The organism is Streptomyces sp. HUAS 15-9 (assembly GCF_025642155.1).
Taxonomy (GTDB): domain Bacteria; phylum Actinomycetota; class Actinomycetes; order Streptomycetales; family Streptomycetaceae; genus Streptomyces.
Window position 1 is genome coordinate 1,233,961 of record NZ_CP106798.1, and the last position, 15,073, is coordinate 1,249,033.

Consider the following 15,073-nt stretch of genomic DNA (forward strand, 5'->3'; position numbering starts at 1 on the left):
CGCGGATGCCGGCCGACGATGACTGACGGAGGATAGCTCATTGTTACCTATGCTCACAATGAACTAGGTCCTGATATTGTTCCCGCATGACCACCCCCGATCCCGAGGGCCAGCTCGCCGAGCAGTTGCTGCGGCTCACCCGCCGGGTGCACCGCATCCAGAAGCGCCATCTGCAGCAGCGCGAGCTGGGCGTCACGCCGGCGCAGTCCCGGCTGCTGCGCACGCTCGCGCACTACGGCTCGCCGCCGCGCATGGCCGACCTCGCCGAGCGCCTGGAGGTGGTGCCCAGGGCGGTGACGACGCTGGTCGACGGGCTCGAGGCGAGCGGCAGGGTGCGCCGGGTGCCCGATCCGACGAACCGCCGGGTCACCCGGATCGAGCTGACCGACGACGGGCACAGGACGCTGGGCGAGCTGCGCCGTGCGCGCCGGTCGGCGGCGGAGGAGATCCTGGCCCCGCTGTCGGACGAGCAGCGCGTGCTGCTCGGCGGGCTGCTGGACACGCTGATCGACGGGGAGGCCGTGACGCGCTGCTGATCGGCGGACGTACCGACGTACAGAAGGCCGCGGCTCCCACGTCCGTAGCGGTGGAGCGGGAGCCGCGGCGCGTCCGGATTCCGTCGGCCGGGCTCAGCAGCCGCTGTCGTCCCGCGTGAGCACGCCCTGGACGGTGGTCAGGGAGCGGTCGTAGCAGCCGTCCGAGCCGTACACCCGGTAGCGCTCGCTCGTCGTGCCGACCGCATGGCGCTGGTCGCGGGGCACGTTCACGGTGTACGAGGCATCGCCTGTGTAGATGTCGTCGAGCCGCGACCACGCCATGCGCCGGCCATCTCGCCGCTCCACGACCGCCGCGCGGTCGCCGAGAGTCAGGACGGTGCGCAGCCGGTCGTCGGTACCGAGGGTCGTGGTGCCGTCCATCGTGTAGGTCCGGTGCGTGTGTGCCGTCCGCGCCGGCCCGCGTCCGTCGACCGTGACGGTCTGGTCGTCCGTCCAGGTGGCGACCAGTGCGTCGGTCGTCTCACCATCGGTCCAGCGATGCGCGGATGTGTTCGCCAGCGTACGGTGGACGGTGGTCGTCACACGGCCGTGCGAGGTGTCGACGTATCCGGCGACGGTCAGCCGGTGACCGGCCTCTGTGTCCACGCGGTGTTCCGTGGAACCGGGCGTGTACATCGAGGAGTTGGCGAGGTCGCCGGCCCTGTCCACGGTGAGCCTGCCGGTGACGTGCGCGCGGTGCGGGTCCTGCCACACCAGCACGTCCACAGGGGCGCTCCAGCCGGTCTGCACCTCGGGAACACCGACGACGGAGACCTCGACGCGGTGCGGGCGGCCGTCGTTGAGCAGCCCGGCGAAGGGGGTCAGGTCGTATTCGATCGGCTTGACGTCGAAGGCGCGCGGGCCCGGGACGACGTACCAGAGGAAGGGGTTGGACCAGCCGCCGGTCCACACGTGGGGGAACGGCGCGGCGATTCCGGCCAGTTGGCCGTCGACCTTGATCTGGACCTCGCGGTAGGGACCGTGGTCGGCCTTGCAGGAGTACGACGCCGGGTCGGCCACCGTCAGGTACCAGAACTCCTCGCAGCCGCCGCCGGATCCGGTGGCGTACACCTCGGCGACGATGCGCTCGCTGTTGCGCGGCGTGGTGACGGTCGTGCCGTCGGCCGTGTCGGCGAGAGTGAGGACGCGGTCCGGGGCGGTGGACCCGGCGATGCCGCTGCCTGGGTGGAAGGTCAGCGTGACTTTGACGTCGATGACGCCGGTGTAGGTGTCGTCGACGACGTTGCCGATGAGCATCTCGACGTCCTGGGGACTGCGGAAGGTGTCGCTGTAGCGCGTGACGTCCTTCTCGACGGACCACTCGATGCCGTCCGGGGACGGTTCGGGTGTCGACGTACGGAGGACTTCCACGCCACCGACGTGCAGATGGCCGAGCCGGTCGTACTGACGGCCCTTCACCTTGCCGTCGAGGCGCAGGACCACCTTGCTCCAGCGGTCACCGCAGCCCTTGGGCGGTGTGTACCTGCCCTTGTACGGGGTGAAGTCACGGAACTGTGCCTCGGCGAGGGTCACCCGGCAGGACGTGCCGCCCGGCTCGGCGACGGGCGGGGCGGCGGTGACCGGGTCGTGCCAGTCGGTGCCGAACTCGGCGGGGACGTCCTGCGCGGGGACGTCCTGCGCGGGGGCGGCCTGCGCGGGGGCGGCCTGCGCGGGGGCGGCCTGCGCGGGGGCGGCCTGCGCGGGGGCGGCCTGCGCGGGGGCGGCCTGCGCGGGGGCGGCCTGCGCGGGGGCGGGTCTCGCTCCGACGAGGGTGCTCGCCAGGAGGGTCACTCCAGCGAGCATGGACATGACTATCCGGCTTCTCATGGCCGGTGTTCTACGGGGATCGAGGCGCCCGCCGCAATGAGGCCCCGCGCGATCAGGCCGCCAACTCGCCCCTGTCCCCCATCACCACCACGGGGTGCCGGTCCGGATCCAGCGTGCGCAGCAGATACTCCATGTCGGACTTGGACATGCTGACGCATCCCGATGTACCGCTGCCGTGGTCCATGTGCAGCCAGATGCTCCCGCCCCGCTCTTCGCCCTCGGGGCGCCGTGGGTCGTTCGGCGGGGTTCCCTCGACCCGGTTGTAGTCGATGGCGATGACGTAGTCGAAGTCGTGCCAGTGCGACCTGGCCCACCAGCGCGGGGCGGCGAAGGACGGGTCCCGCGTGTACGGCAGCCTGGCACCGGGATCGTCGAGCACACCCCCCGCATCGGTCAGCGTGAACACGCCGACGGGGCTGCGCCGGTCACCGGAGTGGTGATCGGTGGTCCAGCCCTTCTTGCCGTTGTGCCCCGCCCAGCTGCGGGTCCGCTGCCAGGCCGTGCCGTGCCTGGTGTACAGCACGACCGTGGACTCCGCCGAGTCCTTGCCCTTCCCGTAGACCGCCACCACCTGCCCGGACTCGGCCGGAATCCGCCGCTGCAGAAGGTCACCGACGTCCGGAATGCGGGTGGGGTCCTGACTGACGGTGCGGGACGGCCCCGCGTGTCCGGCACCCTCCGGTTCACCCACGTCGTGCGCCGCCGTGCCGCACGCGGACAGAGCCGTCAGAAAGGTCCCGAGGGCCGCCACCACGACCACCACACGCCGCACACCGTCGATCCGCACCGGGTCATCCTGGCACTGCTCACCGGGACGGGGGGCCGCGGGTACCCCTTTGGTGCAGGGCCGAGGGCGTCCGCGCCGCGATGAGTTCCGGCCGCGTCGCGAGTCTGTTCTGGTGACCGTGGCAGGACGGCGTACGACGCTGCCCGGCCCGGGACACCACAGAGGACACGATGACGACCTCGGAGGACACGATGACGACCACGCCGAACGACCCGCCCACCGCGCTGCCCGGCCGCCCGCCCGTGGTCGACCTGGCCACCTGGCAGACCGCTCGTGACGAGCTGCTGGTCCGCGAGAAGGCCCACACGCACGAGGGCGACGCCCTCGCCGCGGCCCGCCGGCGGCTGCCGATGGTGGAGTTCGACGGGACGGTCGAGGTCGTGGGACCCGACGGCCCGGTCCCGTTCCTGGACCTGTTCCAGGGCCGCGACGAGCTCGTGGTCTACAAGCACATGTGGTACGACGGCGCGCCGCACCAGGGGCAGTGCGAGGGCTGCACCACCACGGCCTGGCACCTGAAGGACGCGGTCTACCTCAACGCCCGCGGAGTCTCGTTCGCCGTCCTGACCACGGGCCGTTGGGACGAGGTGGCTTCCTATGTCGCGTTCATGGGCTACACCCAGCCCTGGTACTCGGTGCGCGACGTGGAGGCGCCGGTCGGCGGCGACATGGGGTACATCACCTGCTTCCTGCGCGACGGCAACCGTGTGTTCCTCACCTACTCCACGACGGGCCGTGGCAACGAGCGGGTCAACGGATCCCTCAGCCTGCTCGACATGACGCCCTACGGCCGCGGCGAGGCATGGGAGGACAACCCCGAGGACTGGCCCAAGGGACACAGCGCGTGCTGGTCCTGGCGCTCGGACGCGGACGGAAACGCCACCTGGGGCCCGACCAGCCGCCCCGTACCGCAGTGGACCCGCCCCGGCGCGACCCCCGAGGAGACCCTGGGCCGACACGACCACCACCACTGACACGCCAGGGGGCTCCACATCGGGACGACGGCGGGACCGGTGGACACCGTTCAGTCCGCCGGGTCCGCCAGGTCCGCCAAGTCCGCCAGCACGCGCCGGGCGACGGCGCGGAACTCCATGTCGTCGTGAATGATCTCTGTATGGCTACCCGAGCCCACGACACGGCGTTCGCCGTCGGCCAGCATCTGCACGCGGCCGAGTTGGGCGGGGGTGAACGCGGCGGGGCCGAGGGCGGCGAGGGCCTCGAGCGCGGCCAGCGCGGAGTTCAGATACGCGCCTGGCGCGGCTGACGGGAGGACGCGGTCGACAAGGTCGGTGAGCGTGACACCCGCGGGGCGGTCACTGCCCGGGTGTGCGGCCACCAGCGCCCGCACGGCGGCCGCTGCCGTGTCCGGTCGGTCGAGCATCGGCAGCAGGTGAGGGACGGTCGGCTGCGCGGCGGGGCCGAGGAGGGCGGCGACCTCGGCCCCGCGGTTCGCGGCCTGGTGGCCCCATGGCCTGGCAGCCCAGGTCAGGCCCTCCAGGACCATGGGCAGTACGCTCTCCTGATCGCCAGTCAGCTTCCAGACGGCAGCGGCCGCCGCCAGCCCCGCTCGGACTGCCGCGGTGTCGGTCCGGGTCTCCGCCGGTTCTGCCAGCAGGGCCAGGAGGTGGGGCAGGAGCGGGCGCGCCTGCTCGCCGAGTGAGGCGGCGGCTTGAACACATTGGTCGCGCGCGGTGTTCTGCTCGCTGAGCGCCGAGCCCAAAACCGCGACCAAGGGTCTGGCGTCGCCCGTCAGGGCGTGGAGCGCGGCCGCGGCCGCCTGGCGTTGCGGCCGGGGACCGGCCCCGGCACAGGCTCGCAGGGCGGTGACCGCTTCAGGGTCGGGCTCCGCGTCGGCGACGGCGGCGAGCGCCCGGCCGACCGCGACGGAGTGATGCGGCAGGGCGTCCACCAACTCGGGTATCGCGGCCCGCGCAGAGGGCCCCCAACCGGCCAGGAGCCCGGCGAGAAAGACCGGCTCGTTGACAGCCGCAAGGCCACCCGCCGGCAGCGGTTGGCGCTTGCGCGGCGCCGCGGCGTCGGCTGTCACAGCGGCCAGACGTGCGCGGACCGTGCCGAGCAGCGCCGGAGTGCACGGCAGCGGAGCCGGGGGACGATACATGGTGCGCTGGAAAGCGGCCTCGAGAGCGTGTGGCCGGTCCGCCAACTGCTGTGCGAGGAGATCCGCCGCCTCGGGCGCGCCCAGCGACACCAGGGCCGCCAGGGCGCGGTCGGCCAACTCGCTCGTCCCCTCGGCGAGGCGGACCAGTGCCGGGACGGCCCGCGGCGCGGACTCGGCCCAGTCGCGCACCGCGGTGATGACGTCGCCGGCGGTGGCCGGAGTGTCCAACAGCGGCAGCATCGCCGGCAGCAACCGCACCGGTGCGGTCCTGGAGCGCAGGGCGAGCGATTCGGCTGCCCAGGTCGCCTCCGCCACCGCCGGCCGGGGATCTGCGCCGACGCGCACCGTCTCCACCGCGCGATCCAGCGCCGAGACGACAACCTCGATCGCCGCGTCCACGTCGCCACGGTCGTACAGGCCCATGGCGAGGGCCTTCAGCGGCTCCCGTTCCCACTGGCTGCCTGCCGCGTACTGCCCCAGCGGCGACAGCCCCGCCACGACAGCGGCCAGTTCCCTGTCCCATGGTCGCCCGGTGTCGACACAGGCCAGGAGTGCTGCCACCCGCACCGGTGCGGGCTCCGTCGGGCGCAGGGCGGCCGCGCACAGCTCGTCGGCCGCGTCCCGGTCGACCAGGACGCACGCGGTCAGCACGTCCGCGCGCACCGCTGGATCCGCCTCCGCCTCCCATCGTTGCCGCAACGCCCGCTGTGCGGCCGGGCCCGCCGCCTGCCCGCACTGGGCGACCGCCCAGGCAGCGCACTGCCGCACCTCGAGGGTGGCGTCCGACAGCAACGGCAGCATCAGCGGGAGTTGCGCGACGACGGCCGCACGCGCCGCACCCGGTCGGTCCAGGCCGTGGTCGTCCGTGCTCTCGGCGATGGCGCCCAACATGCCCAGCAGGTCCGCACGGCGCACACCGGCCGCCGCGAGACGGGCCAGAAAGGGAACAGCCGACACCGTGGCCTCGTACACCGTGCCCTGGTGCACGAGGCTGCTCCACAGATCCTGATCGGCCTCCGCCACGGCCGCCTGGTCCGCGGCCGTCAACGCGCGCAGCAAGCCGGGCACATCATCGGCAGGACCATAGGCATGGTGCAGTTCCGGCCAGGCAACCCCGTCGAGGCCCGCGAACACGGCGGCAAGATCCATGCGGCGGATCCTGTCACATGGGTCAGACATCGATCGAAGTCCCGAGTATCAGCGATCACCCGATTCACATGCCCTTCGCTTCGTGGCTGATGCGTGATGCCCGCAAGGGCGTCCCATCACACCGGTGTCGACCTGGAAAACATCAGCAATCCCCCGTGACACTCATGACGCACGGATCGCTGAAAGAAGTGACCCCGGGCGGGGTCAGGGGCGCCTGCCACTCCGGGGGAAGGCGAGTGGGCGCCGACGTGCAGGGGCAGGCCCGTTTGCCTTCCGTGACGGGGTCTGTCCCTGCACGCATTTCTCCCGACACGCGAGCGCACCCCGGCCCGGCTCGCTGTCGAGGTCCGTGGAAAACCGTTTGATTTCGACCACGCTCCGACGCGAACCTTTCACGGCTTGTTGCCGCTCCCCCCGCCTGACACGAGCCACTGGGACGTCATGCAGATTCAAGACCTTCCGTACCCCGACCCGGGCGTACCGGACGCTCGTTCGGGTCCCCGATTCCTGTGGTGGCTGGGGCGGAACCAATTGGGTGGACAGCTGAAGGCGCTGGCCTGGGGCCTGCTGCACTTCGTGTCCGTCTCCGCGCTGCCGTTCTGCGTCGGCCTCGCCGTCCAGGCGGTCGTCGACCGCTCCGGCACCCGGCTGGCCCTGACCGGCCTGCTGATGGCGCTGTGCGGCACGGGCATTGCCGTGGGAGACACCTTCCTGCACCGGACCGCCGTCACCAACTGGATCACGGCGGCCGCCCGCATTCAGCAACTACTCGCCCGCAAGGCCGCCCAGCTGGGCTCGGCACTGACCCGGCGGGTCGCGGCCGGCGAAGTGGTGGCCGTCTCGACCGGCGACGTGGAGAAGATCGGCTGGTTCGTCGAGGCCGTGTCGCGTTTCACGGCGGCCGCGCTGACGGTCGTCGTGGTCTGCGTCGGTCTGGTCGTCTACCAGCCGGCGCTCGGCGTGATGGTCGCGGTCGGGCTGCCCGTGGTGGCGCTCGCCGTGCTGCCGCTGCTGCCCCGGGCGACCCGGCGCGCCGACTTCCAGCGCGAGAAGGCCGGCCGGGCCACCGAGCTGGCCTCGGACACCGTGGCCGGACTGCGCGTACTGCGCGGCATCGGCGGCGAGGACCTGTTCCTCGACCGTTACCGCCGCGCCTCGCAGGAAGTGCGGCACGCGGCCGTGCGCAGCGCCCGGATGTGGTCCCTGATCTCCGCGATCCAGGTGCTGCTGCCGGGGCTGCTGCTGATCGCGGTCGTCCGGCACGGCATCGACCTGGCCCACCAGGGCCGGATCACCGTCGGCGAACTCGTCACCGTCTACAGCGCGGTCATGGTCCTCAGCTACCCCCTGCGTCACTTCGAGGAGATCGCCATGGCGTACTCCTTCTCACGCCCGTCGGCCAGACGGGCCGCGCGTGTGCTGTCCCTGGAACGGGCCACGGACACCGCGGGAGCGCGCGAGGCCCAGCTGCCGGGCGGCGACCTGTACGACCCGGCCACCGGACTGCTCGCGCCGAGCGGTCGGTTCACCGCCGTGGTGTGCGGCGACCCGGACGCGGCGGGACGGCTCGCGGAACGGCTCGGCGGGCATCCCGCCGAGGCCGGTGTGTCGGTCCTGCTCGGGGGCGTGCCGCTCGACGAACTGCCCCTGGAATCCGCCCGCACCGCCGTCCTCGTCCAGGACAAGGACCCGGTACTGCTGTCCGGTTCGCTGCGCGAGCTGCTCGACGTCCCCGCGTCCGGTGACGTACGGGCCGAGGCCGCGCTGGCGGCCGCGCAGTGCGGGGACGTTCTGGAGGCGCTCGCACAGGGGTCACTGGACGCGGCCGACCCGATGGACGCACGGATCACCGAGCGCGGGCGCTCGCTGTCGGGCGGCCAGCGCCAGCGACTCGCGCTGGCCCGTTCCCTGATCACCGACCCCGAGATCCTCGTCCTGGACGAACCGACCTCCGCCGTCGACTCGCACACCGAGGCCCGCATCGCGGAGGGGGTGCGGCACCTGCGGACGGGACGCACCACCGTGGTGTTCACCTCGTCGCCTCTCCTGCTGGACCGGGCGGACCGGGTCGTCCTGGTGCACGAGGGCGAGGTCGCGGCGGTCGGCGTGCACCGCGAACTGGTGCACACCGAGCCCCGGTACCGGGCGGTCGTGACCCGCGAGACCGAGGACGAGACGGCCGCCCTGCGGGGTGTGCCGGACCACCACGAGGCCGCCCGGCGAGGCGTGCTCGAAGAGATCGAGGAGAGCGCATGATCGGCGTCGCGCCACCGGCATACGACCCGGCGGCCCCGACGACGGCCACCACCCTGCCCGTCGGTGCCGCCGCGACCGTCCGCGACTACGTGGCCGAACTGTTCCGCCGGCACCGCCGCGCCTTCCTGCTCCTCATCGGCGTCAACACCGTGGCCGTGGTGGCCTCCATGGCGGGCCCCTATCTGCTGGGCGGGCTCGTCGAGAGGGTGTCCGACGGGGCGGGGGAACTCCATCTCGGCCCGATCGCCGGGCTCTTCGTGCTCGCGCTGGTCGTGCAGGCCGTGTTCGTACGCGAAGTGCGGCTGCGCGGCGCGATACTCGGCGAACGGATGCTCGCCGACCTGCGCGAGGACTTCCTCGTACGCTCGGTCGGCCTGCCACCGGGCGTACTGGAGCGTGCGGGCACGGGCGACCTGCTGTCCCGGATCACCACGGACATCGACCGGCTCGGCAACGCCATGCGCGAGGCGGTGCCGCAGCTGGCCATCGGCTCCGTGTGGGTCGTGCTGCTGCTCGGTGGGCTGGTGGTCACCGCGCCGCCGCTCGCGGCCGCGGTGCTGATCGCCCTGCCGGTGCTGGTCGTGGGGTGCCGCTGGTACTTCAGGCGGGCACCGTCCGGCTATCGTTCGGAGGCCGCCGGATACGCCGCCGTGGCCGCCTCGCTCGCCGAGACCGTGGACGCCGGCCGCACCGTCGAGGCGCACCGCCTCGGCGACCGCCGCGTCGCCCTGTCGGACCGGCGGATCAAGGAGTGGACGGCCTGGGAGCGGTACACCCTGTGGCTGAGGTCCGTGCTCTTCCCGGTGATCAGCACCGTGCACGTGCTGGTGCTCGGCTCGGTGCTGATGGCCGGCGGGGTCTTCGTGCTGAACGGCTGGATCGACGTGGGTCAGCTGACGACGGGCGCGCTCATCGCCCAGATGCTCGTCGACCCGGTGAACCTGATCCTGCGCTGGTACGACGAGGTACAGGTCGCACAGGTGTCGCTGGCCCGCCTGGTCGGTGTCCGGGACATCGAGCCGGAGGCCGGGGACGCCTCGCTGGCGCCCGAGGGACGCGATGTGCACGCGGACCGGGTCCACTTCGGCTACCGCGAGGGCGTCGACGTCCTGCGCAAGGTGTCGCTGGAGGTCGCGCCCGGCACCCGGCTGGCCCTGGTCGGTCCGTCCGGCGCGGGCAAGTCGACGCTGGGCAGGCTGCTCGCCGGTATCTACGCGCCCCGGGACGGCCGGATCACCCTGGGCGGCGCCGAACTGTCCCGGATGCCCGCGGAACGGGTCCGCTCCCACGTCGCCCTCGTCAACCAGGAGCACCACGTGTTCGTGGGCTCCCTGCGCGACAACCTCCTGCTCGCCCGCACCGGCGCCGTCGACGCCGAGCTGTGGGCGGCCCTGGGCGCGGTGGACGCGGACACCTGGGCGCGGGCACTGGACGACGGCCTGGACACCGAGGTCGGCTCGGGCGGTGTGGCGCTCACCCCGGCCCAGGCCCAGCAGATCGCGCTGGCCCGGCTGGTCCTGGCCGACCCGCACACGCTCGTCCTGGACGAGGCGACCTCGCTCCTCGACCCGCGCGCTGCCCGTCACCTGGAGCGCTCCCTCGCCCGCGTCCTCGACGGCCGTACCGTGGTCGCCATCGCCCACCGCCTGCACACCGCCCACGACGCCGACGTCATCGCCGTCGTCGAGAACGGCCGCATCAGCGAGCTCGGCAGCCACGACCAGCTCGTAGCGGCGGACGGAGCCTACGCGGCGCTCTGGCGGTCCTGGCACGGGTGACCGAACAGGCAGGTCACCGTACCCCCCTCGCCCGGCCGAGGCGGTGTGGGAGCCGCCCCGGCGAGACCGCCGGGCCGGAAGCGGCCGGCCCGGACAGCGGCATGTCCTTCCCGCGCCGGGCCGCCCGGTCGGCCGCCTCGGACCGTGACGCGGACACGCACCCCCAGGCCAGGGCCCGTGCCGTTGCGCGGTGCCGAACCGGGGTGGAAGGCTGGAGAGCAGCACCGGTTCGGGGGACGCCCGGGAGCCGTCCGGTTCGAGCCGGGTGAAACGCGTGCCGCGCGCGACGACGGCCCTGCGCCGACCGTGGTGAGAAGGAGCCGTCCCCAGCACCTGGAGGTACCCGTGGACAGCGCCGACGGATGGGGAGACGACGTCTACCAGCCCGATGGATCCGAGATCCAGGAGGACTCGGGGCTGCTCGACGCGGAGGACACGCTGGTCGCCGACGGTGTCGACGATCCCCTCGACCGGGGCTGGTCCCCTCCCGAGCGGCCGTGGGCCGTGGAGCACACCGGTGTGACGGCGGCGGAACGCCACCAGGGCGAGACCCTGGAGCAGCGCCTCGCCGAGGAGCTGCCCGATCTCGCCGTACCCGACGACGACGGCATCGGCGACTGCCAGGGCACCGACGGCGAACTCCTGGACAACGAGGTCGGCGGATTCCGCTCCGGCCGCCTCGTGGCACCCGACGAAGGCGCGCACGAGGACGAGGAGAGCGCCCTGGTCGCCACAGACGTCGGGATCGACGGCGCCGGCGCCTCCGCCGAGGAGGCCGCGATGCACATCGTGGACGAGGACACCTACTACGGCTGACCCATATGTCCACTGCCCGCGGGCCGCCCCGCGCGAGGAGCATCCATGCAGCAGGACAAGCACCCCGACTACCGTCCCGTGGTCTTCCGCGACAGCTCCGCCGGATACGCCTTCCTGACCCGGTCCACCGCGACCAGCGACCGGACCATCGAGTGGGACGACGGCGAGACGTACCCCGTGGTCGACGTCGAGATCTCCTCGGAGAGCCACCCCTTCTACACGGGCAAGGCCCGTACGGTCGATTCGGAGGGCCGCGTCGCACGCTTCGAGCAGCGCTACGGCGGGGCCGGGCAGGACTCCGGCGGGAGCTGAGGGGCCGGCCGGCCCCGGCCCGGCCGTCAGATCACATTGAGGGCGGCCGCGCAGCCCACTCCCCCGAGCAGCATGAAGGCCGGCATCAGCACCTTGAGCTCGACCCAGCTGCCCGCCCGGAACCGCATGACCTTCGGCGGCCCCACCGGGTACCAGCGCTTGCGGCCCAGCGGGATCGGCCACAGGATCGGGCAGCCGGAGACGGTCAGCGCGTCCCCGATGTCGTGCACCAGCGCCCCCAGCACGACCGGCAGCCCCAGCCACAGATACTCCTGGCCCGGCGCGGTGAACAGCCAGTCCGAGCCGTTGCCCGGCTTGTCCAGGACACCCGCGAGAATCCACGCGCTGGTCGCCGCCAGCAGCCAGACCAGCACGTCGGCGCTGGAGCCACGGGCCGCCCGCCACAGCAGGCCCTCGATCGCCAGCACCATGTGCGCGAACAGGATCGCCAGCACCGCCCAGCGGCCCCCGGTGATCGCTGCCGCCGAGCAGCCCGCACCGATCAGCACCGCCCACAGCCAGGTGTGCGTCAGTGTCCGGTGTCCACCGGAGCGGCGCGGGTCGCCCTGCTTCCTGGTGGCCTTGTAGACGGCGTACGACACCTTGTCGACGATCTCGCAGAGCCAGCGCGACAGCGGTCCGAAGGCGCGCGAGATGGTGGCCGCCTTGTGGTCGAGGTCCGGGGCGAGGGCCGCGCCGGCGCAGATCAGGGCCCCGACCAGCACGACCGGCCAGGGCATGGGGTGCCCGGCCGCGGCGGCCGCCGCTCCGACGCCGAGCCAGGCGGCGGCTCCCGACAGTGAGTGTGCTGGTCCCATCATGGCCGTTCCCCGCCCCATTCCTCGTGTGCCGCTGTCCAGTTGACCGGGTGCGTTGACGCTCCGTCGGCGCCACAGCGTAGCTGCCGTGATCTTCGCACCCGCAGCCGATTCCCCCATCGGCCGGGAGGCCAGGCAAGATGGGTGCGTGACCCTCATCGATCAGCTGCCGCCGACCGCCGACCCCGACGCCCTCTACGAAGCCTTCGAGTCGTGGGCACAGGAGCGGGGTCTCACGCTCTACCCCCACCAGGAGGAGGCGCTGATCGAGGTGGTCTCCGGCGCGAACGTGATCGTGTCGACGCCCACCGGCTCCGGCAAGAGCATGATCGCCGCGGGCGCCCACTTCGCCGCCCTGGCCCGGGACGAGGTCACCTTCTACACGGCTCCGATCAAGGCGTTGGTGTCGGAGAAGTTCTTCGAGCTGTGCAAGCTCTTCGGCACCGAGAACGTCGGCATGCTGACCGGCGACGCGTCCGTCAACGCCGACGCGCCCGTCATCTGCTGCACCGCCGAGGTGCTCGCGTCCATCGCGCTGCGCGACGGCAGGAACGCGGACGTCGGCCAGGTCGTCATGGACGAGTTCCACTTCTACGCGGAGGGCGACCGCGGCTGGGCCTGGCAGATCCCCCTGCTCGAACTCCCGCAGGCGCAGTTCATCCTGATGTCGGCCACGCTCGGCGACGTCTCCTTCTTCGAGAAGGACCTCACCCGCCGCACCGGCCGCCCAACCTCGGTGGTGCGCTCGGCCACCCGTCCGGTGCCCCTCTCCTACGAGTACAAGCTCACCCCGCTCACGGAGACGCTCACGGAACTGCTGGAGACCAGGCAGGCGCCGGTCTACATCGTCCACTTCACCCAGGCGCAGGCCGTGGAGCGGGCGCAGGCGCTCATGAGCATCAACATGTGCTCGCGCGAGGAGAAGGACCAGATCGCCGAGCTGATCGGCAACTTCCGCTTCACCACCAAGTTCGGCCGCAACCTGTCCCGTTACGTCCGCCATGGCATCGGCGTCCACCACGCCGGCATGCTGCCCAAGTACCGGCGCCTGGTGGAGAAGCTCGCTCAGGCCGGTCTGCTGAAGGTCATCTGTGGCACCGACACTCTCGGCGTGGGCGTCAACGTCCCCATCCGGACGGTGCTGTTCACGGCCCTGACCAAGTACGACGGCAATCGCGTGCGCACACTGCGCGCCCGTGAGTTCCACCAGATCGCGGGCAGGGCCGGCCGGGCCGGGTTCGACACGGCCGGGCTCGTGGTCGCGCAGGCGCCCGAGCACGTCATCGAGAACGAGAAGGCGCTCGCGAAGGCGGGCGACGACCCGAAGAAGCGCCGCAAGGTCGTCCGCAAGAAAGCGCCCGAGGGGTTCGTCGCCTGGACGGAGAACACCTTCGAGAAGCTGATCGCCTCCGAGCCGGAGCCGCTGACGTCCCGCTTCCGCGTGACGCACACCATGCTGCTGTCGGTGATCGCCCGGCCCGGCAACGCCTTCGGGGCGATGCGGCAGCTGCTGGAGGACAACCACGAGCCGCGCAAGCAGCAGCTCAGGCACATCCGGCGGGCCATCGCCATCTACCGCTCGCTGCTCGACGGCGGCATCGTCGAGAAGCTCGACGAGCCGGACGCCGAGGGCCGCATCGTCCGCCTCACGGTCGACCTCCAGCAGGACTTCGCGCTCAACCAGCCGCTGTCCACGTTTGCGCTCGCCGCGTTCGAACTGCTGGACCCGGAGTCGCCGTCCTACGCGCTGGACATGGTGTCCGTCGTGGAGTCCACGCTGGACGACCCGCGGCAGATCCTGGTCGCCCAGCAGAACAAGGCACGCGGCGAGGCGGTGGCCGCGATGAAGGCGGACGGTGTCGAGTACGAGGAGCGCATGGAGCGCCTCCAGGACGTCACCTGGCCGAAGCCGCTGGAAGAGCTCCTCTTCCACGCGTACAACACCTACCGCAAGAGCCATCCCTGGGTCGGCGACCATCCGCTGTCGCCGAAGTCCGTCATCCGTGACATGTACGAACGGGCCCTTTCCTTCACGGAGTTGGTGTCCTTCTACGAGCTGGCCCGCATCGAGGGCATCGTGCTGCGCTACCTGGCCGGCGCCTACAAGACCCTGGACCACACCGTCCCCGACGACATCAAGTCGGAGGACCTCCAGGATCTGGTCGAGTGGCTGGGCGAGATGGTGCGCCAGGTCGACTCCAGCCTGCTGGACGAGTGGGAGCAGCTGGCCAACCCGGAGGAGATGACCGCCGAGGAGGCCCAGGAGAAAGCCGACGAGGTGAAGCCGGTGACCACCAACGCGCGCGCCTTCCGCGTGCTGGTCCGCAATGCGATGTTCCGCCGCGTGGAGCTCGCCGCACTCGACCAGGTCGACGAGCTGGGCGAGATGGACGCCGAGTCCGGCTGGGACGCGCAGGCCTGGGGCGAGGCGATGGACAAGTACTGGGACGAGTACGAGGACCTGGGCACCGGTCCCGACGCGCGCGGCCCCAAGCTGCTCGTGATCCAGGAGGAGCCGCAGAACGGGCTGTGGCGCGTCCGTCAGATCTTCGACGACCCGAACGACGACCACGACTGGGGCATCAGCGCGGAGGTCGACCTCACGGCCTCCGACGCGGAGGGCCGTGCCGTCGTCCGTGTGACCGACGTCGGCCAGCTGTGAACACAGGAGAGTG

At 71.9% G+C, this 15,073-nt stretch carries 11 protein-coding genes; 7 read left to right on the forward strand and 4 right to left on the reverse strand.

The genetic code is table 11. The features are described from left to right. Nucleotides 1–86 precede the first annotated feature (86 nt). Nucleotides 87–536 (forward strand): MarR family winged helix-turn-helix transcriptional regulator, encoded by a 450-nt coding sequence (locus N8I87_RS05530; protein WP_263206006.1) that lies wholly within the window; start codon nt 87–89, stop codon nt 534–536. A 93-nt stretch (nt 537–629) separates the two neighbouring features. Here N8I87_RS05530 and N8I87_RS05535 read toward each other — a convergent pair whose 3' ends face one another. Then, on the reverse strand, nt 630–2,363 hold the full coding sequence (locus N8I87_RS05535; RefSeq protein ID WP_263206008.1) for a peptide-N4-asparagine amidase: 1,734 nt from the start codon (nt 2,361–2,363) through the stop codon (nt 630–632). Between the two features lie 52 nt (nt 2,364–2,415). After that, nucleotides 2,416–3,150, reverse strand: a complete 735-nt coding sequence (locus tag N8I87_RS05540; protein ID WP_263206011.1) for a L,D-transpeptidase family protein — start codon at nt 3,148–3,150, stop codon at nt 2,416–2,418. A gap of 191 nt (nt 3,151–3,341) precedes the next feature. Between N8I87_RS05540 and N8I87_RS05545 the strand changes: the two genes are divergently transcribed. Next, complete coding sequence (locus N8I87_RS05545; protein WP_263216314.1) at nt 3,342–4,124, forward strand: DUF899 domain-containing protein; 783 nt, start codon at nt 3,342–3,344, stop codon at nt 4,122–4,124. A 50-nt stretch (nt 4,125–4,174) separates the two neighbouring features. Here N8I87_RS05545 and N8I87_RS05550 read toward each other — a convergent pair whose 3' ends face one another. Continuing rightward, nucleotides 4,175–6,418 (reverse strand): hypothetical protein, encoded by a 2,244-nt coding sequence (locus N8I87_RS05550; RefSeq protein ID WP_263206013.1) that lies wholly within the window; start codon nt 6,416–6,418, stop codon nt 4,175–4,177. Between the two features lie 441 nt (nt 6,419–6,859). On the opposite strand from N8I87_RS05550, the gene N8I87_RS05555 reads away from it, so the two are divergent. From N8I87_RS05555 to N8I87_RS05570, 4 genes are all read left to right on the forward strand, one after another. After that, nucleotides 6,860–8,674 carry an ABC transporter transmembrane domain-containing protein gene (locus N8I87_RS05555; RefSeq protein ID WP_263206016.1) on the forward strand — a complete coding sequence of 605 codons (1,815 nt, stop codon included), beginning with the start codon at nt 6,860–6,862 and terminating at the stop codon, nt 8,672–8,674. Further along, nucleotides 8,671–10,452, forward strand: a complete 1,782-nt coding sequence (locus N8I87_RS05560; protein WP_263206018.1) for an ABC transporter ATP-binding protein — start codon at nt 8,671–8,673, stop codon at nt 10,450–10,452. Before N8I87_RS05555 ends, N8I87_RS05560 begins: the two co-directional genes overlap by 4 nt. Before the next feature lie 345 nt (nt 10,453–10,797). After that, entirely contained in the window at nt 10,798–11,268 is a 471-nt protein-coding gene (locus N8I87_RS05565; protein ID WP_263206021.1) for a DUF5709 domain-containing protein, read from the forward strand. Nucleotides 11,269–11,313: 45 nt separating this feature from the next. Beyond that, nucleotides 11,314–11,580: a type B 50S ribosomal protein L31 gene (locus tag N8I87_RS05570; RefSeq protein ID WP_263206023.1), complete on the forward strand. Its 267-nt coding sequence runs from the start codon at nt 11,314–11,316 to the stop codon at nt 11,578–11,580. Between the two features lie 26 nt (nt 11,581–11,606). On the opposite strand, the gene N8I87_RS05575 is transcribed toward N8I87_RS05570, so the two are convergent. After that, nucleotides 11,607–12,401 carry a metal-dependent hydrolase gene (locus tag N8I87_RS05575; RefSeq protein ID WP_263206026.1) on the reverse strand — a complete coding sequence of 265 codons (795 nt, stop codon included), beginning with the start codon at nt 12,399–12,401 and terminating at the stop codon, nt 11,607–11,609. 145 nt (nt 12,402–12,546) lie between these two features. On the opposite strand from N8I87_RS05575, the gene N8I87_RS05580 reads away from it, so the two are divergent. After that, nucleotides 12,547–15,060: a DEAD/DEAH box helicase gene (locus N8I87_RS05580; protein WP_263206028.1), complete on the forward strand. Its 2,514-nt coding sequence runs from the start codon at nt 12,547–12,549 to the stop codon at nt 15,058–15,060. Nucleotides 15,061–15,073 lie beyond the last annotated feature (13 nt).